Source organism: Pedobacter sp. UYEF25 (assembly GCF_054061655.1).
In genome coordinates, this window is record NZ_JBSSEL010000002.1 from 273,598 (window position 1) to 298,329 (window position 24,732).

Annotated in this window: 18 protein-coding genes; 8 read left to right on the forward strand and 10 right to left on the reverse strand. The window is 38.3% G+C overall.

The features are described from left to right. Positions 1-22: 22 nt before the first annotated feature. Positions 23-1,303, reverse strand: a complete 1,281-nt coding sequence (locus ACVWYG_RS03155; protein ID WP_457268678.1) for a Gfo/Idh/MocA family oxidoreductase — start codon at positions 1,301-1,303, stop codon at positions 23-25. Between the two features lie 405 nt (positions 1,304-1,708). Between ACVWYG_RS03155 and ACVWYG_RS03160 the strand changes: the two genes are divergently transcribed. Further along, positions 1,709-2,962 carry an ROK family protein gene (locus tag ACVWYG_RS03160; protein WP_457268679.1) on the forward strand — a complete coding sequence of 418 codons (1,254 nt, stop codon included), beginning with the start codon at positions 1,709-1,711 and terminating at the stop codon, positions 2,960-2,962. Between the two features lie 111 nt (positions 2,963-3,073). On the opposite strand, the gene ACVWYG_RS03165 is transcribed toward ACVWYG_RS03160, so the two are convergent. Then, positions 3,074-3,817 carry a hypothetical protein gene (locus tag ACVWYG_RS03165; protein WP_457268680.1) on the reverse strand — a complete coding sequence of 248 codons (744 nt, stop codon included), beginning with the start codon at positions 3,815-3,817 and terminating at the stop codon, positions 3,074-3,076. A 153-nt stretch (positions 3,818-3,970) separates the two neighbouring features. Between ACVWYG_RS03165 and ACVWYG_RS03170 the strand changes: the two genes are divergently transcribed. Beyond that, positions 3,971-6,181: a B12-binding domain-containing radical SAM protein gene (locus ACVWYG_RS03170; RefSeq protein WP_457268681.1), complete on the forward strand. Its 2,211-nt coding sequence runs from the start codon at positions 3,971-3,973 to the stop codon at positions 6,179-6,181. A 240-nt stretch (positions 6,182-6,421) separates the two neighbouring features. Here the strand turns inward: ACVWYG_RS03170 and ACVWYG_RS03175 are convergent, their stop codons facing one another. The 4 genes from ACVWYG_RS03175 to ACVWYG_RS03190 all read right to left on the reverse strand — a co-directional run bounded on the left by ACVWYG_RS03175 (position 6,422) and on the right by ACVWYG_RS03190 (position 11,460). After that, positions 6,422-7,300, reverse strand: coding sequence for a hypothetical protein (locus ACVWYG_RS03175; RefSeq protein WP_457268682.1), 879 nt, complete (start codon positions 7,298-7,300; stop codon positions 6,422-6,424). A gap of 133 nt (positions 7,301-7,433) precedes the next feature. Beyond that, positions 7,434-8,171: a (Fe-S)-binding protein gene (locus tag ACVWYG_RS03180; RefSeq protein WP_457268683.1), complete on the reverse strand. Its 738-nt coding sequence runs from the start codon at positions 8,169-8,171 to the stop codon at positions 7,434-7,436. A gap of 24 nt (positions 8,172-8,195) precedes the next feature. Next, the gene (locus ACVWYG_RS03185) at positions 8,196-9,500 is read right to left on the reverse strand and encodes an MFS transporter (RefSeq protein WP_457268684.1); all 1,305 of its coding nucleotides are present in this window, start codon (positions 9,498-9,500) and stop codon (positions 8,196-8,198) included. Between the two features lie 67 nt (positions 9,501-9,567). Continuing rightward, complete coding sequence (locus ACVWYG_RS03190) at positions 9,568-11,460, reverse strand: RecQ family ATP-dependent DNA helicase (protein WP_457268685.1); 1,893 nt, start codon at positions 11,458-11,460, stop codon at positions 9,568-9,570. A 73-nt stretch (positions 11,461-11,533) separates the two neighbouring features. Here ACVWYG_RS03190 and ACVWYG_RS03195 point away from each other — a divergent pair, with 73 nt between their 5' ends. Both ACVWYG_RS03195 and ACVWYG_RS03200 read left to right on the forward strand, forming a co-directional pair. Continuing rightward, complete coding sequence (locus ACVWYG_RS03195) at positions 11,534-14,761, forward strand: amidohydrolase family protein (protein ID WP_457268686.1); 3,228 nt, start codon at positions 11,534-11,536, stop codon at positions 14,759-14,761. A gap of 43 nt (positions 14,762-14,804) precedes the next feature. Beyond that, positions 14,805-16,313, forward strand: a complete 1,509-nt coding sequence (locus ACVWYG_RS03200) for a GNAT family N-acetyltransferase (RefSeq protein WP_457268687.1) — start codon at positions 14,805-14,807, stop codon at positions 16,311-16,313. Positions 16,314-16,438: 125 nt separating this feature from the next. Here the strand turns inward: ACVWYG_RS03200 and ACVWYG_RS03205 are convergent, their stop codons facing one another. Further along, entirely contained in the window at positions 16,439-16,645 is a 207-nt protein-coding gene (locus ACVWYG_RS03205) for a hypothetical protein (RefSeq protein WP_457268688.1), read from the reverse strand. A 129-nt stretch (positions 16,646-16,774) separates the two neighbouring features. Between ACVWYG_RS03205 and queG the strand changes: the two genes are divergently transcribed. After that, entirely contained in the window at positions 16,775-17,710 is a 936-nt protein-coding gene (gene queG, locus ACVWYG_RS03210) for a tRNA epoxyqueuosine(34) reductase QueG (RefSeq protein WP_457268830.1), read from the forward strand. Between the two features lie 220 nt (positions 17,711-17,930). On the opposite strand, the gene ACVWYG_RS03215 is transcribed toward queG, so the two are convergent. The 3 genes from ACVWYG_RS03215 to ACVWYG_RS03225 all read right to left on the reverse strand — a co-directional run bounded on the left by ACVWYG_RS03215 (position 17,931) and on the right by ACVWYG_RS03225 (position 22,040). Continuing rightward, positions 17,931-20,216: a peptidase domain-containing ABC transporter gene (locus tag ACVWYG_RS03215; protein ID WP_457268689.1), complete on the reverse strand. Its 2,286-nt coding sequence runs from the start codon at positions 20,214-20,216 to the stop codon at positions 17,931-17,933. Positions 20,217-20,219: 3 nt separating this feature from the next. Further along, entirely contained in the window at positions 20,220-21,419 is a 1,200-nt protein-coding gene (locus tag ACVWYG_RS03220; RefSeq protein WP_457268690.1) for an HlyD family secretion protein, read from the reverse strand. A gap of 393 nt (positions 21,420-21,812) precedes the next feature. After that, positions 21,813-22,040, reverse strand: a complete 228-nt coding sequence (locus ACVWYG_RS03225) for a hypothetical protein (RefSeq protein ID WP_457268691.1) — start codon at positions 22,038-22,040, stop codon at positions 21,813-21,815. Between the two features lie 245 nt (positions 22,041-22,285). Here ACVWYG_RS03225 and ACVWYG_RS03230 point away from each other — a divergent pair, with 245 nt between their 5' ends. From ACVWYG_RS03230 to ACVWYG_RS03240, 3 genes are all read left to right on the forward strand, one after another. Next, a complete protein-coding gene (locus ACVWYG_RS03230) occupies positions 22,286-22,573 on the forward strand; it encodes a helix-turn-helix domain-containing protein (protein WP_457268692.1) in 288 nt (95 codons plus the stop codon). Between the two features lie 125 nt (positions 22,574-22,698). Further along, the gene (lysS, locus tag ACVWYG_RS03235) at positions 22,699-24,420 is read left to right on the forward strand and encodes a lysine--tRNA ligase (RefSeq protein ID WP_457268693.1); all 1,722 of its coding nucleotides are present in this window, start codon (positions 22,699-22,701) and stop codon (positions 24,418-24,420) included. Positions 24,421-24,504: 84 nt separating this feature from the next. After that, positions 24,505-24,714, forward strand: a complete 210-nt coding sequence (locus tag ACVWYG_RS03240) for a hypothetical protein (RefSeq protein WP_457268694.1) — start codon at positions 24,505-24,507, stop codon at positions 24,712-24,714. Positions 24,715-24,732: the final 18 nt, after the last annotated feature.

Here is a 24,732-nt window from a genome sequence, read left to right on the forward strand (position 1 = left end):
ATTTTTTAAAGCATTGACTACATTAAATTGAATGCGGCGCACGCATAACAGGATTAATCATCCTATTTGCTCCTTCGTCATCAATGAACTCTTGCTTTACCGGATCAAATTTTAACGACCTACCAAGTTTTAAAGCCACCAAACCCATATTTACGATGTTACAAGAACGGTGGCCATTCTCTTCATTCAGCGCAAACCTTTCTCTCGTTTTAATTGACGTCACAAAATCTGTCATTTGTTCAGCAGGATCTGGAAAAGCGGCTAATTTCCTTTCTAAATCAGGAATATCCGATTTAAATCCCGGATACAATTTTCCTTTTGGACCTTCAATATAGGGTACATTGGTTTCTGTTCCATCACCATCTAATATAATTTGACAACCATCTGCGTAGGTATAGGTTATTCTTCGCCAAGTTCCAACTGCATCGGTATGTTGTTGAGGGGCATCAACTTCTACAGAAATTGGATTGGTGCCATCTTTTCCCAAGAAATATTGGATGGGATCTATGTAATGTTGGCCCATGTCACTTAATCCGCCACCATCGTAATCCCAATAGCCACGAAATGTTTGATGAACTCTATGCTCATTGTAAGGCTTGAATGGCGCAGGACCAAGCCATTTGTCGTAATCCAGTTCTGCTGGTACTGGTTGTGGCAATAAGTTATCTTTTCCCACCCAGTAAAACTTCCAATCATAACCAGTATGTTTTCCTACGGTAACTTTTAATGGCCAACCTAACAGCCCACTATCTACTAGCTTTTTAATTGGCTTTACCGTGGTGCCCATTCCGTAAAAAGTATCTTTAAACCTAAACCAAGTGTTTAAACGAAACATTGTCCCATGTTTCTGAACTGCCTCCATTACGCGCTTTCCTTCGCCAATGGTATGGGTCATCGGTTTTTCGCACCAAATGTCTTTACCCGCGTTGGCTGCGTCAACTGCCATAATTCCGTGCCAGTGCGGCGGTGTAGCAATATGTACAATATCTACCTCAGGCAGTTTAATCAATTCTCGGTAATCGCTAAAAGATTTAACCCCTTTGTCTAACATTCCTTTGGCTAGGTCAATATGTCTTGTGTCTACATCGCAAATGGCCACTACTTGTGTTCCATCATAGCCAAAATGATTTCGTCCCATTCCGCCGACGCCAATTACAGCTTTCGTGAGTCTATCACTCGGCGCAATAAAGCCCGTGCCACCGAGCACATAGCGCGGTAAAATGGTAAAGGCCGCAACCCCCACTACCGCTTTTTTGATAAAATCTCTTCTGGTTTCTTGAAGTTTTTGTTTTTTCGGTTCCATAGTTTATGTTGATGGTTTAAGGTAAGCGTTAAAAAGCACCTCGAGGGCATGGCCTTGCTGAAGTTCTGAATATTTTTTTTTGTTGAGCAAATAAAAAGGGTAACGATTAAAGTTTGCAAGTTTTAAATTTTCCCTTCATCTCGACAAGCGAAATCCAAGAAGGGAAAAATCAATATTTTTTTTGTTAAAGGATTCTTGTTTTCTTCAAGGGAAATTTATTCTATCATAAACTCAATCATTGGAATGATTTACGGGGTTAAACTTTATACCGGCTATTTGATTGATGGAAGGTAAATAGTTTTTTTATTATAATAAAATCAAAACACGATTTTTTTATTTAAATAAAATACTTTAATAAATATTTTATAAAAGTTTAGTAATATTGTTTGAAATACTCAAAAAAACATGAACCTTTCCCTATTAAATAATGTTATTACCTCTTTGGCAAAAAGCGACAAACATCTTGCTTACCGATATCGAATCTTAAAACATATTTTTTCCAGTGGGCCAAGTTCCTCATCAGAGCTTTGCAAAGCGGTAAACCTAAGCATGCCAAGCATGCTGAAATTTTTGACCGATTTGGTGCTTATAGGTTGGATAGAGAAGCGTGGAACGGGTATTTCTGTTGGAGGAAGAAAGCCAGATTTATATGTTTTAAAAGATAAAAAGGCGTTAATTATATGTATCGATGTAGAATTATTTCACATTAGAATAGCTATTTTAGACAACAACTGTAATTTTGTGGTGGAAGTTGTTGAAGTAGCCTTGTCTTTATCTAAAAACCGTGCTGATTTCCTCTCCATCTTACTCCCTTACATTAAAGGTTTACTAAAGACTAACAGCATCGACCGGCAAACAATTCTGGGTTGCTACATCGGGATTCCAGGGTTGGTAAATACCGTAAAAGGTGAAAATTATAGTTACCTTATAGACGATGGTAGTAAAATTTCATTAGCCGAATGTTTTGAAAAAGCCTTAATGCTCCCAGTTATTCTTCAGAATGACACTGCTGGATCTGCCATTGCAGAATCTAAACATGGTTTGGCTAAAGGAAAGAAGAATGTGCTTGTATTATTAATGGATTGGGGAGTTGGATTAGGCATTATAATGGACGGGCAATTGAGAAGAGGTGCAACTGGTTTCGCCGGTGAGTTTGGCCATATCCCTTTTGTAGAAAACGGTGCACTTTGCTATTGTGGCAAACACGGTTGTTTAGAAACGATCGCCTCTGGTAATGCTTTGTCTAAAACAGCAAAAGAAGGTTTATCATTGGGCAAAAAATCTTTGCTTAACGAGCTTTCAAAAACTGATCTCGAACGAATAGACCCAGAAACAATTATAAACGCTGCAAATAGAGGAGATCAATACGCCATTCAGCTTCTATCCAATGTCGGAGCAAATATGGGTAAAGCAATATCTATTTTAATACAGTTGTTTAATCCAGAGTTAATTGTATTAAGTGGCAAAATTGCAAAGGCAAAACAATACATTACCTTACCTATGCAACAATCTATAAACACGTATTGCATGACTCAAATACGCGAAGAAACGATAGTAGTTTCTTCTGAGCTTGGTGAAAATGCGAGATTGTTGGGTTACGCGACCGATGGAATAGAAAAATTTTTAACTGCTCATTTTGAGAAGTTGAAAAATAAATAGGGATTTCACTGTCGATGATAAACGCTGTAATTTCCTAGTAAATAATTCTTAAAAACAACTGAACCCAACAGATACCTTTTTTTTGTTGGAGCGGATTGTCGTTTTTTAACCCTATAAATAAACATCAGGCATAATTTCCCAAGCCCAGGGTTTTTTAAAAGTGTCGAAGGTTCTCATCTTACTAAACAATAAAATTTCACTTATTTTCTGATTTGCGGAGTCGCGCTGATATAGATTCCCTAAATTGGTAAACATTTGCCGATTGTTGAAATCGAAAATTCTTTCGGTAAAAGCACCAGTATTGTTGTTGTAATAAGAGGTTATGGCATTTGTCAATGTCCAATCGTTATTTAAAAACTTAAAGGTGTAGCCCATCTCCCAGCGCCAAATACTTCCTCCTTTGAAACGCAAGTAGAGCTGTTCGTCTTTTATGGCAATTTGCTCAAAAGGTTCGCCCAATATGCCTCCTTCTTTTTCCCTTAAAATAAAATTATTGTTCTGTGCCGACAACTGAAATCGATTCGAATTTTTATCACGGAAAAACAGCACCAAAATTCTGGGTTTTTGCTTTTCCTTTATAATGTCTGTATGATTATCACCATACACACGGGTTTCATTTACTTCTCGATCTGCCTCCAAAATCACTGCTAAATCTTCTGTCCCATCTGCGTTTAAATCGCCAAACGCCTTTGAAAAAAGATGCCAATCTGCCGGAATAGATTGCTTAATATCAGTTATTGTTGCAGGTAGCTTAGGAAATCGAAATGTTTTTTGCGCCGCCGCAACACGTGTCAACAGCAAAAAAACTACAAAATATTTTAAACGCATAGACATTATAAGGTACAATTTGTTCAACGTTAATTTTGCAGATTAAGTACAATTAATACTTCATCAAACATAAAAACGAAAATATGAACAAAAATTTTTAACGATTTGCCTAGCAATTTTTAGAAATGCCTTTGCTTTTCACGCTAACTACTTTTAAAAGCTTTACTTTTGTCTAATTCTATGAAGCCTTTGACATCGGATATTTTCATACTCACGCCGCCCTTCACCCAGCTAAATACTCCGTATCCGGCTTCAGCATACATAAAAGGGTTTTTAAACACAAAACAAATTGCCTGTTACCAAGCAGATTTAGGAATTGAGGTTATTGCAAAACTTTTTTCAAAAGATGGGCTGCGCAACATTTTTAATTTCGCAGACAAACAATCTGTTGCTGAATTACCTAATATTTTTCGAATTTTCTCGCTTAAAGAAGACTATTTAAAAACCATTGATGGAGTTGTAGCTTTTTTGCAAGGCAAAAACCCAACTTTAGCGTTGCAAATTAGTAGCGGTGATTATTTACCACAGGCTTCTAGATTTGATCAGTTGGAAGAATTAGACTGGGCCTTTGGCAGCATGGGCGTTCAAGATAAGGCGAAGCATTTAGCAACACTATATTTAGAAGATCTATCTGATTTTATCGTAGCCTGTGTGGACGAAAATTTTGGTTTTAGCAGATATGCAGAGCGATTGGGACGTAGCGCAAATTCGTTTGATGAACTTTACGACACGCTATCGAAAGCGCCTACTTATATTGATAGGGTTTTGCTTAATTTAATGGCCGAAAAACTGGCGCATAATTCAATAAAACTACTTTTGATTTCTGTTCCATTTCCGGGCAATTTATACAGTGCCTTTCGCATCGCCAAATTCGTAAAACAAAATTATCCCGCCATTAAAATTTCTATGGGTGGCGGATTCCCAAATACAGAACTTCGTTCGCTAAGCGATCCGCGGGTATTCGAATTTTTCGATTATGTTACTTTAGATGATGGAGAACTGCCCATAGAGCTTCTGCACAGAAATAGTTGCGGCAACATTCCCGAGGAAGCACAATCTTTCAAGAGAACCTTTCTCTTAATTGACGGCCAAGTAGTGTATCGCAATGATTCCCTCCAGCGCGACTATAAACAAGCTGAAACTGGCACGCCGGATTACAGCGATTTGCGACTTGATGAATACATTTCCGTGATTGAAATGGTAAATCCAATGCATAGAATGTGGAGCGATGGGCGATGGAATAAGTTGACTATGGCTCACGGTTGCTATTGGGGAAAGTGTACTTTTTGCGACATATCTCTCGATTACATCAAGAATTACCAGCCGGTGGCCGCAGCTATGATTGTAGATAGAATGGAGGAGTTATCTGCAAACACGGGGCAAAACGGATTTCATTTTGTTGATGAGGCAGCGCCGCCCGCATTGATGAGAGAAGTTGCTCTGGAAATTTTGAGAAGAAATATTTCCGTAACCTGGTGGGCAAACATCAGATTTGAGAAAAGTTTTACCGCAGATCTTTGCTTTTTACTAAAATCGGCCGGTTGTATTGCCGTTTCAGGTGGCTTAGAAGTCGCTTCAGATCGGTTACTTAAGCTCATAGACAAGGGCGTTACGGTTGCGCAAGTGGCGCAGGTGACAAGAAATTTTACCGAAGCTGGCGTGATGGTACACGCCTATTTAATGTACGGCTATCCGAGCCAAACCATTCAAGAAACGATTGATAGTTTAGAAATGGTGAGGCAAATGTTTGAAACAGGTGTCTTACAGTCAGGTTTTTGGCATCAGTTTGCGATGACCGCACATAGCCCGGTTGGCATGTATCCAGAAAAATTTGGTGTAGGTAAGGAAACGGAAAGTGTTGGAACCTTCGCAAACAATGACATCAACTATATTGATAAAACAGGCATCAATCACAACCAATTTAGCTATGGTCTAAAAAAATCATTGTTCAACTTTATGCATGGCATCTGTTTCGATTTTGACTTACAGGAATGGTTCGATTTCAAAATCCCGAAAACAAAAATTCCCGCAATGTTTATACAGGATGCTTTAGTAAACGAGCACCTCTTTAACATTAGGTCTACCGCTAAAGTGGTTTGGATTTCGGCTAAACCTATCGCTACATTTTTTGAAAAATCAAAGAAGGGAAATACGTGGCAAATGGCATCTATTACTTTTCACACAAAAAAAGAAACCATTAGCATCCAAACTGATCGGGAGCAAGGCATTTGGCTGGTAGAAATGCTCAATAACCTGTCAGTAACAAATGAAAAAATCTACACTTTTGGAGCAATAAAAGAAAGCTTCGAAACAACCTTTAAAAACTTTGAACTGTTCTGGTTTTCAAAACCTATAAATACACTACGAAAACACGGTTTGCTGGTGCTTTAGAAGAATATTATTCTACTATACACTTAAGCTTGGATAAACTTTAGCGTAGTCGAACGGTATCGATTTCCAGATCGAATTAACAATGTGAGCCTATTTAAAGTTGTTAATAGGGAATTTATTAGGATGGAGTTTAAATCTGGTAAACCTATAAAAGCCAAATATCGCAATTCAAAAAACATCAAACCTTCTGGAGAAATCTCCTCTATTACTGCTAATAATAGTTTTTTAAATCAACACTCATCAGTTAGCCCTTCTACCTTGCCCGCCTCCAAATCTGTTTCTTAATCCTGCCATAACTGCTTTTTGCTTTGCTTCATAATCTTGTTCGCTTATTAGCACGGCTCGTTTAGGTGCAGTTACGTCTGATGATGCAACGTGTCTGTAATTGATGCTTTTTGCAATTGTAGAAGAGCCGTGGCTAATAATTGCAAGCACAGCTCCTTCCGTCCACATGGCCGGGTTTGGAGAAAAATCGAAGCCTAAATCATCTGTGTACCAAATTGTTGTTTCCTCAACCACGTTCCGTTCTGTCCCCAAAATATCCATTTTTCTGGTAGACTTTACGAGGACTTGTTTGCATTTAAAACCCAAAATTTCTTTCGTTGAATCTGTTTTAAGCACTTCTATTTTTGGTGCTTCAACTGGTTTAATAGCGGATGAATCTTTAGCACCTTTTGCAGGCCCTCTTCCTCCGATGGTCATTGGTTTTAAAGTCAACTTTCCTTGCATATAGTAGGTCGTGTCATTTAAATCAAATACTTCGGTCAATTTTTTATCCGGAAAGGTATAATAATATTCTCTGCTTCCGGCACCACCGCCAAATCGGCTCATCATTCTAGCAAAGCCGCCATTATTTCCACCGCCGTTGCTGTCTTCAGTCTCTTGAACACCCATATAACTGGCTTGTGTAGGTGTAAAAAGTAGCTCAAAGGGCGCTGTACTCTTTGATGGAATTCTAGCCATCATTTCGGGCGGCAACTGTATTCCGTTTCCCGACATTACAGCAGAAGGATCTATGGTTGTTTCAAATTCTATGGCTCCAGAAGTTTTTTTATTTTGGGCATTTGCATCTATCACAAAAAATGCGATGGCAAAAAAAGCGACAATGATTTTTCTCATTTTTATTGGAAATTTTCTGTTTGATAAGAAAACGGGTTATTGGTTTAATTTGTTTTGACCAACTAAGCGATTTTTCCCTCCAATTTTGTAATCTTTTGGATAGCAAACACCACGTTCTATCAGGTAATATTAATTAATATTCCGTACTCTCTAACCATCCATTGGTAAGCACATCCGCAATATGAATGGTTTTTATGGGAATGTTGTTTTTATCGATGTAGCTCTGCAAATGCATTAAACAAGATAAATCGGCAGAAATTATATAATCGGCTTTTTGATCTAAGGCATTGTTTATTTTTTGCTCCGCCATGGCGGAGGATATGGAATCGAACTTTACGGCAAAAGTTCCACCGAAACCGCAGCACATATCTGTATCTACCATTTCTAACATTTCTAGGCCATGCACTTTAGAGAGCAACTGGCGCGGCTCATCTTTAATTTTACACTCTCTTAATGCACTACAAGCATCGTGATAAACGGCTTTCCCCTCTAACTCTGCACCAAAATAATCTTTCTTAGCAATATGGATAAGAAACTCAGAAAGTTCGAAGATATTTCCTTGTAAGCTTCTACAAGTATTGTGGTCTATCGTATTTGTAAAAAGATCATTATAGCCGTTTTTTACCATTCCAACGCAAGAAGAAGATGGGGATACTACATAACCAGGTTCTCTAAAATCATTTAAAAACTTTGCACCAACTTCTTTGGCGTCTTCCCAAAAACCTGCATTATAAGCTGGTTGGCCACAACAGGTCTGTTTTGGATTGTACTGAACATTACATCCAGCTTTCTCTAACAACTTTACGGTGTTAAAAGCGGTATCGGGATACATTTGATCTACAAAACAAGGGATAAATAGGGTTACATTCATCAACAAATTTTTAAAGCCGCTAAATTAGGCATTAGCGATTGCTTTCTTTTCAATTTTCTGTAAGATGATTAAAAAAACCATGCCAATAATAAAAAATATGGCTAGCGCAAAAATAGAATTACGAATATTTTCTGTAATTTCCTCAATGTATGCAAAGCTGAATAAGCCAATAACGATTGCCAATTTTTCAGTTACATCATAGAAGCTAAAAAAAGAAGTCGTATCAGTAGAATCGACTGGTAAAAACTTAGAATAAGTTGATCGAGAAAGCGATTGAATTCCGCCCATTACCAAACCCACCAATGCGGCAAGGGCATAAAATTGATATTCATTTTGAATGTAGTATCCGCCAACGCAAACACCAATCCAAATGACTACGACAAAAATCAATACTTTAACATTTCCCATTTTTGTTGATAGGTAAGACATTAACATGGCACCCGGAATGGCAACTAATTGGATGATCAAGATAATTGCAATCAGTTTTGCGGTTCCAAGTCTCAACGTTTTTTCTGCAAAACCAGCTGCCGCCAACATAATCGTTTGCACGCCCATAGAATAGAAAAAGAAAGACGTTAAGAAGTATTTTAGTCGCCGCATTCGTTTTAACTTTTGCCAGACTTTAGCCAATTCCCTAAAACCTTCGCCAATTATGTTTTTACCGCTTACATAGGATTTTTTCTCTGATGGGAGATTAGCAAAAGGTATTTGTGCGAACCCAATCCACCAAATGCCTACCAACAGAAATGATATTCTTGCAGGCAAAGACGCATCCGTTATTCCAAACAACTCTGGCTTAAGTACAAATAGAAAACAAATAAGTTGTAAAAGTACCGAACCAATATACCCATACGAGAATCCTTGAGCACTTACCCTATCTTGTTGGTCTTCTGTGGCAATTTGGGGCAGATAAGAATTATTGAAAAGCACGCCGCCGATGTATCCCATTGCTGCAAGCATAAAACATATAATTCCAGTCTCAAGTGTATCTAGTTTGAAAAAAAACAAACCCGCGCAAGCAATACCGCCCATGTAGGTAAAGAATTTCATAAAGAATTTTTTGTTCCCACGATTGTCTGCAATAGAGCTTAAAACAGGCAGTGCGATAACCATTATCAAATAGGCAAAACTTAGGGCATAGTTGCTTAAGGCAGTATTTGTAAAAGAATGACCGAAAAAAGAAACCTTATCGCCAAATTCTTTTGTAGTGGTAATAATGGTATAATAGGCAGGAAAAATAGTAGAGGTTATGACTAGGTTATAAGCAGAGTTTGCCCAATCGAAGAAAGCCCATGAGCGGATTGTTTTCTTATTATTTTTTTCTATCATGTACGTTTTAGTTGGTTTTACGCGCTATACCGTCTAGCGAAGAAACTTAACAGGACTCTTTCACCTGCTAAATATAATATTTTTTACCGTCGCTTTTAACTTTGCCCGCATCCATCAGTTCGCGCAGAATTTTAATTTTTTCTTTTTCGGTACCCACTTTAATGCTCGATAAAAGTTCGGGAAGTGTAGCACTTACAATTTGCAGATGCTGAACCAGTTCGAAAACTATATTATCGCTCGTTTCGACATCAAATGCGGCGCGTTTTTCTGCAAGACAAACATCACAAACGCCGCATTTCTTTGCAGACTCATCATCAAAGTAACGAAGCAACTGAATGTTTCTACAAACATTGGTACAGGCATAATTAATTACTGCTTCAATTTGTTTCTGGATTATTTCTTTCCTCAGCTGCAGATATTTCACATCTAAATCGAAATGCTGCACATCTCGTCTCGGTCGTAGAAATTGCAACTGTGGCTGGTCTGTTTGAGGCAGGTAAGAAAGCACTTCTTGCTGTTGCAGCTTATTTAACATATTTACCACGTCGTTAAAAGAAATTTTTGTACGCTGTGCAAGGTCGCTTTCTTTAATTTTAACATACCCATCAAAAGCGCCTCCATAAGACCTTAAAATAGTTTTAATCAGCGTATCATAACCTTTGTTCTCAATCTGAAATCTATAAACATCCTCATGTGCAATGGTAAACATCACTCTGGATGATAATAAAACGCTTTCAGAAAGGGTGATGTACCCATCGTGTTCTAGAAATTTTAAGGCTGTGATTGTTCTCAAGACACTAAGGTTAAATTTTTTGCAAAAATCGGCTAGATCGAACATTAGGCTAAGCATTTCTCCGGCGCCGACGGCAAGCTGAAAGTAATTGCCTAAATACTGATAGGTTTGTCGAACGTCGTCGGCGGATGGGAAGTTACTCAGGTAGCGCGCATTTAAACTAATGATGTCGCTCCGATTTGCCAACAGGACTGCATAGGCTTTGCGCTCATCCCTACCTGCTCTACCTGCCTCTTGATAATACGCTTCTAAACTTTCGGGCAAATCTAAATGTACTACAAACCTAACATTCGCTTTGTCTATACCCATTCCAAAAGCATTGGTGGCTACCATAATTCTACATCTATTGCTTTTCCAATCTTCTTGTTTTTTAAACCTTAGCTCTCTTTCTAAACCGGCATTGTAGAAATCGGCTTTGATGTAATTCCTATTTAAAAAATTTGCTACTTCTGCTGTTTCTCGCCTATTTCGCACGTAAACTAAGCCAGTACCTGCTACGTTTTTGCAAACTTCCAATAATTTTTGATACTTGTCTTCTTGATCGAATACAGAGTAACTTAAATTTTCTCTAGCGAAACTTTTAACAAAAATATTTGGGTTTCTTAACGTTAACTTTTCACAAATATCGATACGCACTCTATTTGTCGCCGTTGCTGTTAAAGCTAAAATAGGAACCTCGGGATGGATTTCCCTTAATTTCGACAGCGTCAAATAAGGTGGTCGAAAATCGTAACCCCATTGAGAAATACAATGCGCTTCATCTATCGCAAACAGGTTAACAGTCATGTACGAAATTCGGGTTTTGACCAACTCCGATAGCAGCCTTTCTGGAGATAAATAAAGAAACTTGATGTCGCCGTAAATACAATTATCTAGCAAGATGTCTATTTCTCTTTTACCCATTCCCGCATAAATCGCAATAGCATTGATGCCTTTGGAAGACAAATTTTCTACTTGATCCTTCATTAAAGCAATTAGGGGCGAGACGACAATACATATACCCTTCATGGCCATTGCTGGCACTTGGAAACAGACAGATTTACCACCGCCGGTAGGCAAAAGCGCGAGCGCATCGTTCCCAGCCAATACAGCAGAAATAATTTCCTCTTGGAGCGGCCTAAACGAAGAATGCCCCCAATACTTTTGTAAAATATCTGCTGTTGTCATAAATCAACGATATCAAAATTATAAAAAAACGCTTGATATTGTTAAATTGCGCGTTAATTTTTAAAATCCTAGAATGAAAAAAATCTACTTCCTTTTTGTTATGCTCTTCGTTTCATTTGGTGTTACCGCACAAGATAAAAAATGGGATGTAGAAAAATACTTAGGCCCTACAAAAAACTTTAGTATTACAACCGACGAAGGCACATGGATGAATTTAGATGTGAGTCCTGACGGCAAAGAAATTGCGTTTGATTTGCTGGGTGATATTTATGTGATGCCTATTTCTGGGGGTAATGCAAAGCTACTTAGCGGCGGCATTGCTTGGGACATCCAACCTCGTTTTAGTCCGGATGGAAAATTTATTTCTTACACCAGCGATAAATCGGGAGGGGATAACATTTGGATCATGAATAGAGATGGTTCAGGAAAAAAACAGATAACCAAGGAAACTTTTAGGTTGTTAAACAATGCCACTTGGATGCCAAATAGCAATTACTTAGTGGCAAGAAAACACTACACGGGATCGAGAAGTTTGGGTGCTGGCGAAATGTGGATGTATAGCCTAAACGGTGGCGATGGGATCCAGTTGACTAAAAGAAAAAACGATCAACAAGATGCTGGCGAACCAAATATCTCACCAGATGGTAAATATCTCTATTTTAGTGAAGACGCAACACAGGGGCCAAATTTTGAATACAATAAAGATCCAAACAAAACCATTTATGTCATTCGCCAATTAGATTTGAAAACGGGTGAACTTAACAATTTTATTGACGAACAAGGCGGTTCGGCAAGGCCACAAGTATCGCCAGACGGCACTTTAATTGCTTTCATAAAGCGTGTTAGATTAAAATCTGTGCTATTTGTGCAGAATATAAAAACTGGCGAGGAGTGGCCTGTATATGACGAATTGTCTCACGATCAGCAGGAAACTTGGGCCATTTTTGGGGTATATCCTAATTTTGCATGGATGCCGGACAGCAAATCTGTGGTGTTTTATGCAAAAGGAAAAATTAAAAAAGCCGATGTAAACAGCTTACAGAGCGAAGAGATCCCATTTCAGGTGTCAAGTAATCAAACAGTGCAAGCCTCTCTACATTTCGATCAAAAAGTATTTACTAAAGATGTTCAGGCAAAAATGCTCCGTCAACTCACTACATCACCTGATGGTAAAATGATTGTATTTAATGCCATGGGTTTTCTTTACAAGCAGGACATGCCGGATGGAAGTCCACAGAGGTTAACAAGTGGTTTAGATTGGGAATTTGAACCTAGTTTTAGCAATGATGGAAACTTTCTTGTGTTTACCACCTGGAATGATGAATTAAGGGGATCTGTTAAGAAAATTGAACTGAAGACTGGTACAATAACCACCATTAGCGATGAAAGAGGATTCTACTACTCTCCACAATTTTCTAACAAGGGCGATAAAGTGGTTTTTAGGAAAGGAAGCGGCAATGATGTATTGGGATATAACTTTGGAAGAGGGACAGGCATCTACATGGCATCTGCAAACGGTGGCCCGAAAACACTAATTAGCGAAAGCGGCATCAGGCCCCAATTTAATAAGGACGACAGTCGAATATTTTTTCAGAGCAATCAAGATGGGAAGAAGACATTAAATAGCATTGATCTTTCTGGTGCCAACGAACGTACCTTGTTTACCTCCAAATATGCAAACCAGTTTGTAATAAGTCCCGATAATAATTGGCTCGCTTTTAATGAATTATTTAACGTATACATCACACCAATGGTGGTTACCGGAACCGCACAAGACGCTTCGGCAGACAATAAATCAATTCCCGTAGTAAAAGTAACTACTGACGGGGGAACCTACATCCACTGGAGTGCGGACAGCAAAAACCTACATTGGACTTTGGGTTCGAGGTATTTCACTATAGATGCAAAAAATGCTTTTAATTTTGATGGCGGAGGCCAAAAATCTGAATCAGTTTCTGTAGAAATAAGCTTGGCGGTTCCCACAGATGTACCGGTAGGCAAAATTGCTTTGAAGGGCGCCAGAATCATTACCATGAAGGGTGATGAGGTAATTGAAAATGGAACAATTTTGGTTGAGGCCAATAAGATTGTTGCGGTTGGAAAGGCAGATGCAGTAACCATTCCAGAAGATGCAAAGGTAATTGATGTAAGTGGAAAAACCATTATGCCAGGCATAGTAGACGTTCATGCACATTTAAGAACAAGTCCAGATGGTATAACTCCGCAAACGGATTGGAGTTATTTGGCAAATCTTGCTTTTGGGGTAACCACTTCCCATGACCCATCTAGCAATACGGAAATGGTTTTTAGTCAGAGTGAGATGCTTAAAGCAGGGCGTTTATTGGGGCCGAGAGTTTATTCTACAGGTTCTATTTTATATGGTGCCGATGGCGATTTTAAGGTCGTAATCAATAGTTTAGATGATGCATTAGCAAATTTGCGAAGGTTAAAGGCTGTTGGTGCGTTTTCGGTAAAATCGTACAATCAGCCAAGAAGAGATCAGAGGCAACAAATTTTGGAAGCCGCACGCCAGTTAAAAATGGAAGTTGTTCCAGAAGGTGGATCTACGTTTTTTACCAACATGAACATGATAGCGGATGGCCACACAGGTATCGAACATGCCATACCGGTAACACCGATTTACAAAGATGTGGTAAGTTTCTGGAACAACACAAAGGTTGCCTACACGCCTACTTTAATTGTGGCTTATGGAGGTCAATGGGGCGAAAATTATTGGTATGATAGAACCAATGTGTGGGAAAATGAAAGATTGCTTTCTTTTACGCCCAGATCTATTATAGATGCGCGTTCGAGACGTCGAACTACCTCAGAATATGGCGATTATCACCACATAGATGTATCAAAAGCAGTAAAGAAAATTGCCGATGGAGGAACGAAAATAAATTTGGGCGCGCATGGACAGCTGCAAGGCCTTGGCGCACATTGGGAACTTTGGATGTTGGTGCAGGGAGGTATGAGCCCTTTGGAAGCAATCAGATCCGCAACACTAAATGGCGCCAGTTACTTGGGAATGGATAAGGAAATCGGTTCTTTGGAAACAGGTAAGTTGGCAGATCTTGTGATCATGGATGCAAATCCACTTAGCGACATCAGAAATTCTGAGAAAATCAAATATGTAATGATTAATGGCCGCCTATACGACAGCTTGACCATGAATGAAGTTGCTCCTGTGGAAAAATTACGTGGAAAACTTTGGTTTGAAAATTTAAGAGGAAACGGTTTTGTAATCCCCGGCACAAATACAGAAACATGGACATATACCGTTCCTGAGTGCGACTAGAATTTAAGAACTAGTTTTATTTTTGACAATAGCAAAAAACAATATGAACATAGAAATAAGAAAACTTACGCTTGAAGATTATGCCGATTTAAGAGAATCCATGCTACAAGCATATGATACCTTAGGTGGACAAGTTTGGAGCAAAAATAACATAGCAAAATTATTAAAAATATTTCCGGATGGACAGCTTTGCATCGCTGTAGATGATAAAGTAGTCGCATGCGCGCTTACCATTATTGTAGATTATGATGAATTCGGAGACAGGCATACCTATAAACTAATCACAGGCGATTTTTCTTTTTCTACGCACAATTCCACCGGGGATACCTTGTACGGGATAGAGATTTTTGTTCATCCAGAGTTTCGCGGATTAAGACTTGGCAGAAGGTTATACGAAGCTAGAAAAGAACTTTGTGAAACGCTAAATCTTAAAAGCATTATTGCTGGCGGCCGCATCCCCGGATATCACCAACATGCTGAAACGTTAACGCCCCGACAATACATAGATAAAGTTAAGTCTAAGGAGTTTTACGATCCAACCCTGACTTTTCAACTGTCAAATGATTTTCATGTGCGTAAGGTGCTTAAAAATTACCTCCCGGGAGATCATGAATCTAAGGAGTTTGCCACACTAATTGAGTGGAATAATATTTATTACCAAGGAATTGACGCATCTGCACGTTCTGCGGCAAATATTAGATTGGGCTTGGTGCAGTGGCAAATGCGCTTATTTCCAGACATGGAAACCTTTTATGAGCAGGTAGAGTTTTTCGTAGATGCCGTGAGCGGGTACCAGTCGGATTTTATTCTTTTTCCAGAATTGTTCAACACGCCACTTCTACAGCCTTATAACCATTTACCCGAAATTGAGGCCATGCGGAAACTCGCGGAAAAAACACAGGAGATTGTAGATAAAATGCATGAATACGCACTTAGCTACAATGTAAATATTATTTCTGGCAGTATGCCGCTGCTGCGAGACGGTAAGCTATATAACGCTACTTACTTATGCCATAGAACTGGCAAAATAGATGAGTATTGTAAAATTCACATCACTCCGAATGAACGAAAATATTATGGCATGGTAGGCGGCGATAAAGTGCAAGTTTTCGATACAGATTGCGGTAAAGTTGGTATTTTGATTTGTTATGATGTAGAGTTTCCCGAACTTAGCAGGATCTATGCAGATCAAGGGATGCAAATTCTATTTGTTCCCTTTCTCACTGATACGCAGAATGGATACACAAGAGTAAGACATTGCGCCCAGGCGAGAGCAATTGAAAATGAATGTTATGTAGCGATTGCTGGCTGTGTAGGCAATTTACCGAAGGTGAATAATATGGACATTCAATTTGCGCAATCTGCTGTTTTTACACCTTCAGACTTTGCATTTCCAACGAACGCAGTGAAAGCAGAAACCACGCCCAATACGGAAATGATGCTTGTAGTAGATGTAGATTTACATTTATTAGACGAGCTTCATCACTATGGCACAGTAAAACTTTTAAAAGACAGACGGACAGATCTTTATGAGGTTAGGCTACTTAAATAGTTGGGCCTGTAACAGTTCAGTATATAAAACAGAACGATTATAATGTTGCAAAAAAAGACCTCAAAGAAACGTTTGTTATTTCTTTGAGGTCTTTCTATCATTTTCTTTCTTTAAAACTAACGCATTTATTTTCTGATCAAGAACCAGAAAATTAATAAGGCTATTACCAAGATTGGAAGAATCCACATTAAGGCCTTACTTGCTCCGTTTTTATCTTTTTCTGTTACAGCTGGTTCTCCCGGCCCTGGATCGTGTTTATGATCTTCATAACTTGTCTCTATCGGTTTGGAAGGCTCTTGTCCTTCTGTGTGTGCAGGATCTATATTTTCCATTTGCTTAGGTTTTAGAAAAATTGTGGCCTAAAATACTATTTTAAGCATCTCATATAAAAGTTTGTGTTCTGTTAAGTAACAAGGGATGCCTTTAAAATGTTTTGGTTTTTAGCCCTATCTTTGTTGGCGATGCACAGCCAATTAAAAAAAAATAGTGTTTTTATTAAAGAGGAAGCCTTGAAACTTGGTTTTCTTCAATGTGGCATTGCGAAAGCTGGCTTTTTAGAGGAAGAGGCGCCAAGATTGGAGAAATGGCTTAAAAATGGCAGTCATGGCAAAATGAGCTATATGGAGAATTATTTCGATAAGCGATTAGATCCACGTTTATTGGTTGATGATGCGAAGTCTGTAATTTCTTTGGCGCTAAACTATTATCCTAAAGAGGTACAAAAGGATTTATCTGCCCCTAAGATTTCTAAATATGCGTATGGAGAAGATTACCATTATGTAATAAAAGATAAACTTAAAAGCTTGCTTAAGTTTATTCAGGAAGAGATTGGCGACGTTGGCGGTAGAGCTTTCGTGGATTCCGCTCCTGTTTTAGATAGGGCCTGGGCAAAAAAAGCAGGTATTGGCTGGGTTGGTAAAAATGCTAATATCATCAGCAAACAAAGCGGATCATTTTTCTTTCTAGCAGAGCTAATTATCGATTTAGAATTGGATTATGATGAACCGTTTCAAATTGATTATTGCGGCACTTGTACAAAATGTATAGATGCCTGCCCAACAGATGCAATTATTTCGCCGCAAACGATAGACAGCACAAAGTGCATTTCGTACTTAACTATAGAGTTGAGAGATCAAATTCCAACAGGATTTAAAGGACAAATGGAAAACTGGGCTTTCGGTTGTGACATATGTCAGGATGTTTGTCCATGGAACCGATTTTCAAAACCGCACAATGAGGAGGAATTTATGCCAAAAAACGGTCTGTTAGAACTGTCGGCCAGAGATCTTACAGAAATTTCTGATGAGGTTTTTAAAAAGGTGTTTAAAAATTCCGCAGTGAAACGTACAAAATTTGCTGGTTTAAGACGAAATTTAGATTTTTTAAAAAAGCAGTAAGTTTTAGTCTATCTCCATTATTTACAGGTAAAAAGAGATTACTAACTAGAAAAGGCATTAATATCTAGTTATGAAACCTTTTGTTCCACTCAAAGCGATAATTCTTCGATTTGAATCGACCACACTTCGAAACAGAACTCAGCTAAGTTTTGAATTCACTACCTCCCGTCACTAATCACTTATCAATGAGTTTTCTTTATTTTGGTAAACGGCATCTCCACTAGTTTATTGGGTTCATCGAAGGAAACTGTTTTTGCCACATGTTAAAGTATCTTCCTTTTTTATTTATCAACAGGTGATGTGAACCTTCTTCAATTAGTTTTCCATTGTGCAATACTGCAATTTTATCCGCACTCATAATCGTACTTAATCTATGCGCTATTACAATAATGGTTTTGCCTTGTGCTCTCAATAAAGCAATTGCATTTTGCACGTGTTGTTCAGATTCCGAATCAAGTGACGAGGTAGCCTCATCTAAAATTAATATTTCTGGATTGCGATAGAGCGCACGAGCGATAGCTATTCTCTGGCGCTGTCCTCCTGAAAGATTGGTACCGTTCTCCCCTAAAAAGGTATTGAAGCCATTGGGCAAACGTTCAATAAAGCTGGTTATCTCGAGTTCCCGACAAATCTTCATTACTTGTTTCATATCTGGCGAAAGATCACCCACCGCAATATTTTCTATAATATTGCCTGCAAAAAGGTGAACATCTTGCGGCACCACTCCTACCACTGAACGTAGGCTTTCATTTGTGATGTATTTGATGTCGTAGTCACCAATAAAAATAAAACCCGATTGCAGTTGGTAGATATTCTGCATCAAAGATAGCAGGGTAGTTTTTCCAGACCCGCTTTCTCCGACTATCGCGGTAATTTCACCCTTTGGAATATTCAGATCAAGTCCCTCAAAAACAGTGGCTCTCGTACCATATCTAAAATGTACATCCTTAAACACAATATTCCCGACCATGTCTGGATCAAGCGCTATCCGATTCTCATTTGGCTCTTGCTCCATATCCATAATTTCAAAAAGTCTGTCGGCTGCGATCCTGGCATCTTGCCAAGTCTTATTCATTCCTATCAAACCTGCCATCGGGCTCATAAAATAACCTATTATAGAATAAAACGAAAGCAACTCGCCCGGAGTAATAATTTTATCCATTACAAACATAGAACCTGCCCATAATAGAATTACGGTGAAAATACTGGAAACAAATGTACTAAAGTTGCCAATCCACAGACCATTAGTAGCTGATTTGTAGACCGTCTTAAGCATGTTGATGAAGCGCGTTTCGGTTTTAAAATTTGCGAAATCTTCCAAACCGAAACGTTTAATGGTAGGAATGGCATTTACAGATTCAACAAGTTGAGTTTGCAGATCTGCAGCCCTTTCCATAAGCCTACGTTGTGTGGTCTTATTTACCCGATCGGAAAATTTATAAATAAGGGCAAACAACGGAACAATAATCAGCATGATAAGCGCCAGTTTCCAATAGTAGGTAAACATAAGCGCAAAGGAAAATATAAGAATAAACATGTTTACGGCAAACATCACCAACACTTCGTTGATGAACGATCGAATTTTAACAGCATCATTAATCCGCGAAATTATTTCGCCAACGCGCATATTGTCAAAAAACTGCTGGGGCAGCCGAAGTAAGTGTTTATAATATCCTAGAATTAGGCGAGCATCAATCTGCTGACCGGTTTTGAGGGTAATTAAGGTCCGTGCATGATTAATAAATATTTGCAGAAAAATAACAACAACCATTCCTATACCCATGAGGTTTAGTAAGTTGGCGTTTGCTTCTGGAAGCACATTATCAATTATTTTTTGGAGAAATATAGCAGTTGATAATCCTAGGATTGTATAAACAATAGCCCCTAGCAATACCTGCAATAACATCGATTTGTGCGGTTTAAGGAGATAAACGAAGCGCTTTTCAACTGAAATCTTTTTTTCACCTGCAACAAAGCTATCATTGGGAGCTATAAGTACCAGAACACCGGTCCAAATTTCCTTAAATTCATCGTGCGTCACCTTACGAAGATGCCCATAACTGGGATCCATGATTTCAATGTAGGCATCCGTTACACCGTATATGACAACATAATGGTGCAGTTGCTTATTTATAATTACATGTGCAATGGTCGGTACGGGTATCTCAAATAGGTTTTCGAAAGCACCCTTCACCCCTCTCGCAGAAAAGCCAATTTTTGCAGAGGCTTCTATAATACCTAATACGTTTGTGCCCTTTTTATCAGTTGATGCGTATTGACGAATGAGGGCGATAGGCATATTTAATTTGTAATAAGCCGCTACAGATGCAAGGCAGGCAGCCCCACAGTCCATAATATCATGTTGCATAACCTGAATGCGCTTGCGCATCCGCTTATTTATCTTTATCGCTTGCCATTTTTTAATGAAGGGCAACTTTTCAATTCGCTTAAGAATTATTTTACAGTAGCTTTCTGCTTTGGTAACGATATGATCGAAACTTGCCATATATTAGGTTTGTTTGGTAGATTTATTTGGTAACTGCCCCGGATTTAACCAATTGTCCGCCTTATCATACAATAACTGAAAGAGAGTTCGGCGCGTTACAAAAAAGTTCGCTTGCAAGGTCATGCCGTTTTTTACCTTACCTACATAGCCATTTTTCAACTTCAAATAATTTTGATCGAGTTTGCACCGAATCTTGAAATAGGGCTGTTGACCATCTTTTGTAAAAATATCGTTCGATATTGTCAACACTTCACCGGTAAGAAGTCCCCATTGGTTGTAATTAAAGGCATCCACCTGAAAATTTACTTTGTTGCGAAGTCTAATAAGACCAACATCTCTAGGCAATACATATACTTCTCCTATCATTCCTGTTTCAGGCGAAATTTCAGCGATCAGCTCATTTGCGGCAATGACGCTTCCGGGTTGGATGCCTTGTAAATTCTGTATCGTACCGCTTACGGGTGCCCGCAAAGTATATAGGTCTTTTTGCTGATTAATAGATTCGCCCTGCGATTTTAGATTTAGCATCTGTGTTTTGAGTTCATTCAAGGCAGCCTCCCATTGAGCGGCTTGGCTATCATAAATTAATTGCAAGGCACTTCTTGCATTTTGATAAGTTAAGTGCACAGCGTCATACTCCGAAGCTGAAACTACTTTATTTTTGTACAAAAAGCGGTAACGTTCTTCATCCTTATTGGCAGCAGCCAACCTATTTGTCGCGTCACGTGCTTTTTGCTGTAGAAGTACAAACTGTTGCCCATACAATGCAGAAGCCAAATTTGGCCTGCCTTTCCAATTCTTATTCCTAACAATCGCTACCAATAATTTAAGATCGGTCAATTGTGCTTCAAACTCACGTTGTTGTAAACGGGCAGACAAATCTTGTTGATTGATGGCTGCCGACCTAAGCCTGACCAAAATCTGTCCCTTCGTAATGTGCTGGTTTTCCTTTATAAATATCGAATCGACCGTTGCAGATACCAAGGATTTAATTTCGTTGTGTTCGGTAGAAGATTTAATGGTGCCGAGCGCTTTTACATTAATATTTACCTTAATAAAAAACATGGAAAATAGGGCTACTAGTACGGAGCCAACCACAAGGAGATAAACTGTATTCGTTTGAGGGTTATATTTCTTAAAATGATATTCTGCAGTTAATGACAGAAATTCTGCAGGGAATATCTTATCGTCATTGTTGTCCATTCAGTGATTTGTAATCTTTGAGCATTTATAATTAGACTAGAGGTATTTGCAAGAAATAAACGAGTTAGCGCACAATTCCTATTAACATTTCCTTAGCGGAAGAGATATTTAATTCCCTCTCAATGCGCAGATTTAGATCGATTTTCTCTCCTGCCGATATTTTTGAACTTCTAAATCGGTAAAAACGATGCATTATTATTGCTGCTTAAAGAAACGAACAGCGCTTGCGTAGCACTCTATCTCTCATAAACATCTATTGCTAAATGATTTAAGGCAATTATTGTCATTTGGAAATTGACGCTATCTTGTGTTAAAATAACAAGGGGATAGCATAACCATCCCCTTGTACATTTTACTTTCGTACAGACAGCAAAAACTGCCACTACGATATTCCTAGTTAGAATTTGAACTTCGGCCGAACATGCCACCGAAACCTGAACTGATTCCATTTCCTAATGAAAAAGAGCTAGAGCTGTTGCGGTTGCGATTTTGGTTTGAACTCTGATAAGAGAACAAGCTGGTGATGTCAAACGATCCAAAAAAACCACTTTCACTTGATGATGAATTATTTCCACCGTTCACTTCTTGTAATTCAACACTGTTTAGTTCTTGCATTTTCATAATTATTATGGTTTTATTTTGCTTACTCTATTAAAGGTTTTCAGCGTTCCCTTTCAATATATATGACTAATAAACGTGATTAATCATCACCCAGTTTTCTCTTCAAGTGGATACCAAACAACTTGAAAGAATACATTATAACCCAAAAGAGTAGATTAAAAATATCAATTATTTATCCACCTATCTGCGGCGCTTAACAAAACCAGATCATTTTTTATTTCGTTTATAAAGCTTATAACCAAACTATGAAACAAATTAGCGACTCGAAAACCAAAGAACTAATATCGAACATCAGAAAAATTAGAGAGTATAGAAATTACACACAGGATTACCTTGCCAGCAAACTTAGCATCTCACAAAATGCCTACAGTAAAATTGAACTAGGTTATAGCAACATTACGCTAAACCGTCTTTTCGAGATTACTCAAATATTAGAAGTCGATCTAGTAGATTTTATTTGCTCAGATGGTGAGGAAATGATCCAACTTAAAAATCGAAATGAAGAGTTTAAACCTACCGATATTTTGTTTTGAAACTAATGCATAGCTAAGCTGCTCAAATCTTGTTAACATTCAAATCTTTGTTTCAGTTGCTATTTTGTCCATATTCGGATTAAATATTCAAAAATGATTAGTTTTGCAGAAAATCGATCATCGACATGAATACAGGATTATCAGAACAAGAAATAATACGTAGAGATTCTTTAAAACAACTTCGCGAATTAGGCATAAACCCCTACCCTGCAGAACTTTTTGAAGTAGATACTTTTGCAACAGACATCCACGCAAACTATGAGCAGAATAAAATTGCTTATCAAAGTGTTAAAATGGCTGGCAGGATAATGTCGCGTCGTATTATGGGCAATGCTTCTTTTGCAGAAATTCAGGATTCTTCTGGTAGAATGCAGCTGTATCTAAAACGAGATGATCTCTGTGTTGGAGAAGATAAAACGCTGTACAATATTGTATTTAAAAAGCTATTAGATCTTGGAGATTTCATCGGCATAACCGGTTACGTTTTCACCACGCAAACAGGAGAAATATCGGTTCACGTTACGTCCTTAACTGTTTTGGCAAAGGCGTTGAAGCCTTTACCTGTAGTTAAGAGAGATGAAGATGGTAAAATTTACGATGGATTTACAGATCCAGAAATGCGTTACAGAATGCGTTATGTAGATTTAACTGTCAACCCAGATTTTAAGGAGATTTTCATCAAACGTAGCAAGGTTATAAATACCATGCGAAACTATTTCGATAGTAAGGGTTGGATGGAAGTAGAAACGCCTATTCTGCAGCCCATTCATGGTGGAGCAGCAGCAAGACCCTTTGCAACGCATCACAATACTTTAGATATGCCGTTATTTTTGCGGATCGCAAACGAATTATATCTAAAACGATTAATTGTTGCAGGCTTTGACGGTGTTTATGAGTTTGGAAAAATGTTCCGTAATGAAGGAATGGATAGAACGCATAATCCAGAATATACCGCAATGGAAATTTACGTTGCTTATAAAGATTATATCTGGATGATGGCCATGGTAGAGGAATGTTTAGAAAAAGTAGCTATCGCAACCAATGGAACTGCAATGGTTAAGGTAGGAGAAAACGAAATAAATTTCGCAGGACCCTACGAAAAGTTAACCATGTATCAATCTATTGAAAAATATACCGGAATAAACGTCTCTAAAATGACCGAAGAGGAATTGCTAAAGATCTGCAAGGATCTTAACATCGAGACGAACCCAACCATGGGACGAGGAAAATTAATAGATGAGATTTTCAGCGAAAAGGTTGAGGCAAACTTAATCCAACCCACTTATATAACCGACTATCCGGTAGAGATGACGCCCTTAGCTAAGATGCATCGCACAGAAGAAGGATTGGTAGAACGCTTCGAACTTTTTGTAAATGGAAAAGAAATTGCCAACGCGTATTCGGAACTAAATGATCCGATTGACCAAAAAGAAAGGCTTGTTGGACAATTAAAACTAGCCGACAGAGGCGACGATGAAGCTATGGCCATGGATGAAGACTTTTTGAGAGCATTAGAATACGGTATGCCGCCAACTTCTGGTTTGGGAGTTGGAATAGATCGGTTGGTAATGTTAATGACCAACCAAAGTACCATTCAAGAAGTGTTATTCTTTCCTCAAATGCGGCCTGAGAAGAAAGCGAAGGTTACGACTGATGCAGATTTTGTGGCAATTGGCGTTTCTGCAGAATGGGTGCAAGTGCTTCGCAAAATGAACATTAATACGATAGATGAGTTAAAAGCTGCAAACCCCAATAAGGTTTTCAATGATTTAGGAGGAATGCGCAAAAAGTTAAAGCTAGAGATTACATTGCCATCTAAAGAAGATGTAATGAATTGGTTTTCTTAACATAACCATAACAAAAACTTAAAAGGCTTGGCGATTAAATTTGCCAAGCCTTTTCTATTTTTACTGAAAATAAATTTTGTTAATATGGAAACTTCCTATTTAGAAATAACCGATAAAGAATATTGTATTAAATTAAATAAAGATTCCTTCGATCTGTCGCTGGTGCGGAATCTAATTAAAAGAATACAGGCTGAAAGCTTTTTTTCCAACAAAAAACAGTCTTCTGAGGACCATTCCTTTAAGAGCAATAGAAGAGAAGATGTAGAGGGGTACGATTATTTGGAAGATAAATAATCCAAATTAAATCATTTA

Coding starts and splice junctions, on each gene's coding strand:
- ACVWYG_RS03155 (WP_457268678.1), bottom strand. CDS start 1,303: ATGGAACCGAAAAAACAAAAACTTCAAGAAACCAGAAGAGATTTTATC.
- ACVWYG_RS03160 (WP_457268679.1), top strand. CDS start 1,709: ATGAACCTTTCCCTATTAAATAATGTTATTACCTCTTTGGCAAAAAGC.
- ACVWYG_RS03170 (WP_457268681.1), top strand. CDS start 3,971: ATGAAGCCTTTGACATCGGATATTTTCATACTCACGCCGCCCTTCACC.
- ACVWYG_RS03175 (WP_457268682.1), bottom strand. CDS start 7,300: ATGAGAAAAATCATTGTCGCTTTTTTTGCCATCGCATTTTTTGTGATA.
- ACVWYG_RS03180 (WP_457268683.1), bottom strand. CDS start 8,171: ATGAATGTAACCCTATTTATCCCTTGTTTTGTAGATCAAATGTATCCC.
- ACVWYG_RS03185 (WP_457268684.1), bottom strand. CDS start 9,500: ATGATAGAAAAAAATAATAAGAAAACAATCCGCTCATGGGCTTTCTTC.
- ACVWYG_RS03190 (WP_457268685.1), bottom strand. CDS start 11,460: ATGACAACAGCAGATATTTTACAAAAGTATTGGGGGCATTCTTCGTTT.
- ACVWYG_RS03195 (WP_457268686.1), top strand. CDS start 11,534: ATGAAAAAAATCTACTTCCTTTTTGTTATGCTCTTCGTTTCATTTGGT.
- ACVWYG_RS03200 (WP_457268687.1), top strand. CDS start 14,805: ATGAACATAGAAATAAGAAAACTTACGCTTGAAGATTATGCCGATTTA.
- ACVWYG_RS03205 (WP_457268688.1), bottom strand. CDS start 16,645: ATGGAAAATATAGATCCTGCACACACAGAAGGACAAGAGCCTTCCAAA.
- queG (WP_457268830.1), top strand. CDS start 16,775: ATGCACAGCCAATTAAAAAAAAATAGTGTTTTTATTAAAGAGGAAGCC.
- ACVWYG_RS03215 (WP_457268689.1), bottom strand. CDS start 20,216: ATGGCAAGTTTCGATCATATCGTTACCAAAGCAGAAAGCTACTGTAAA.
- ACVWYG_RS03220 (WP_457268690.1), bottom strand. CDS start 21,419: ATGGACAACAATGACGATAAGATATTCCCTGCAGAATTTCTGTCATTA.
- ACVWYG_RS03225 (WP_457268691.1), bottom strand. CDS start 22,040: ATGAAAATGCAAGAACTAAACAGTGTTGAATTACAAGAAGTGAACGGT.
- ACVWYG_RS03230 (WP_457268692.1), top strand. CDS start 22,286: ATGAAACAAATTAGCGACTCGAAAACCAAAGAACTAATATCGAACATC.
- lysS (WP_457268693.1), top strand. CDS start 22,699: ATGAATACAGGATTATCAGAACAAGAAATAATACGTAGAGATTCTTTA.
- ACVWYG_RS03240 (WP_457268694.1), top strand. CDS start 24,505: ATGGAAACTTCCTATTTAGAAATAACCGATAAAGAATATTGTATTAAA.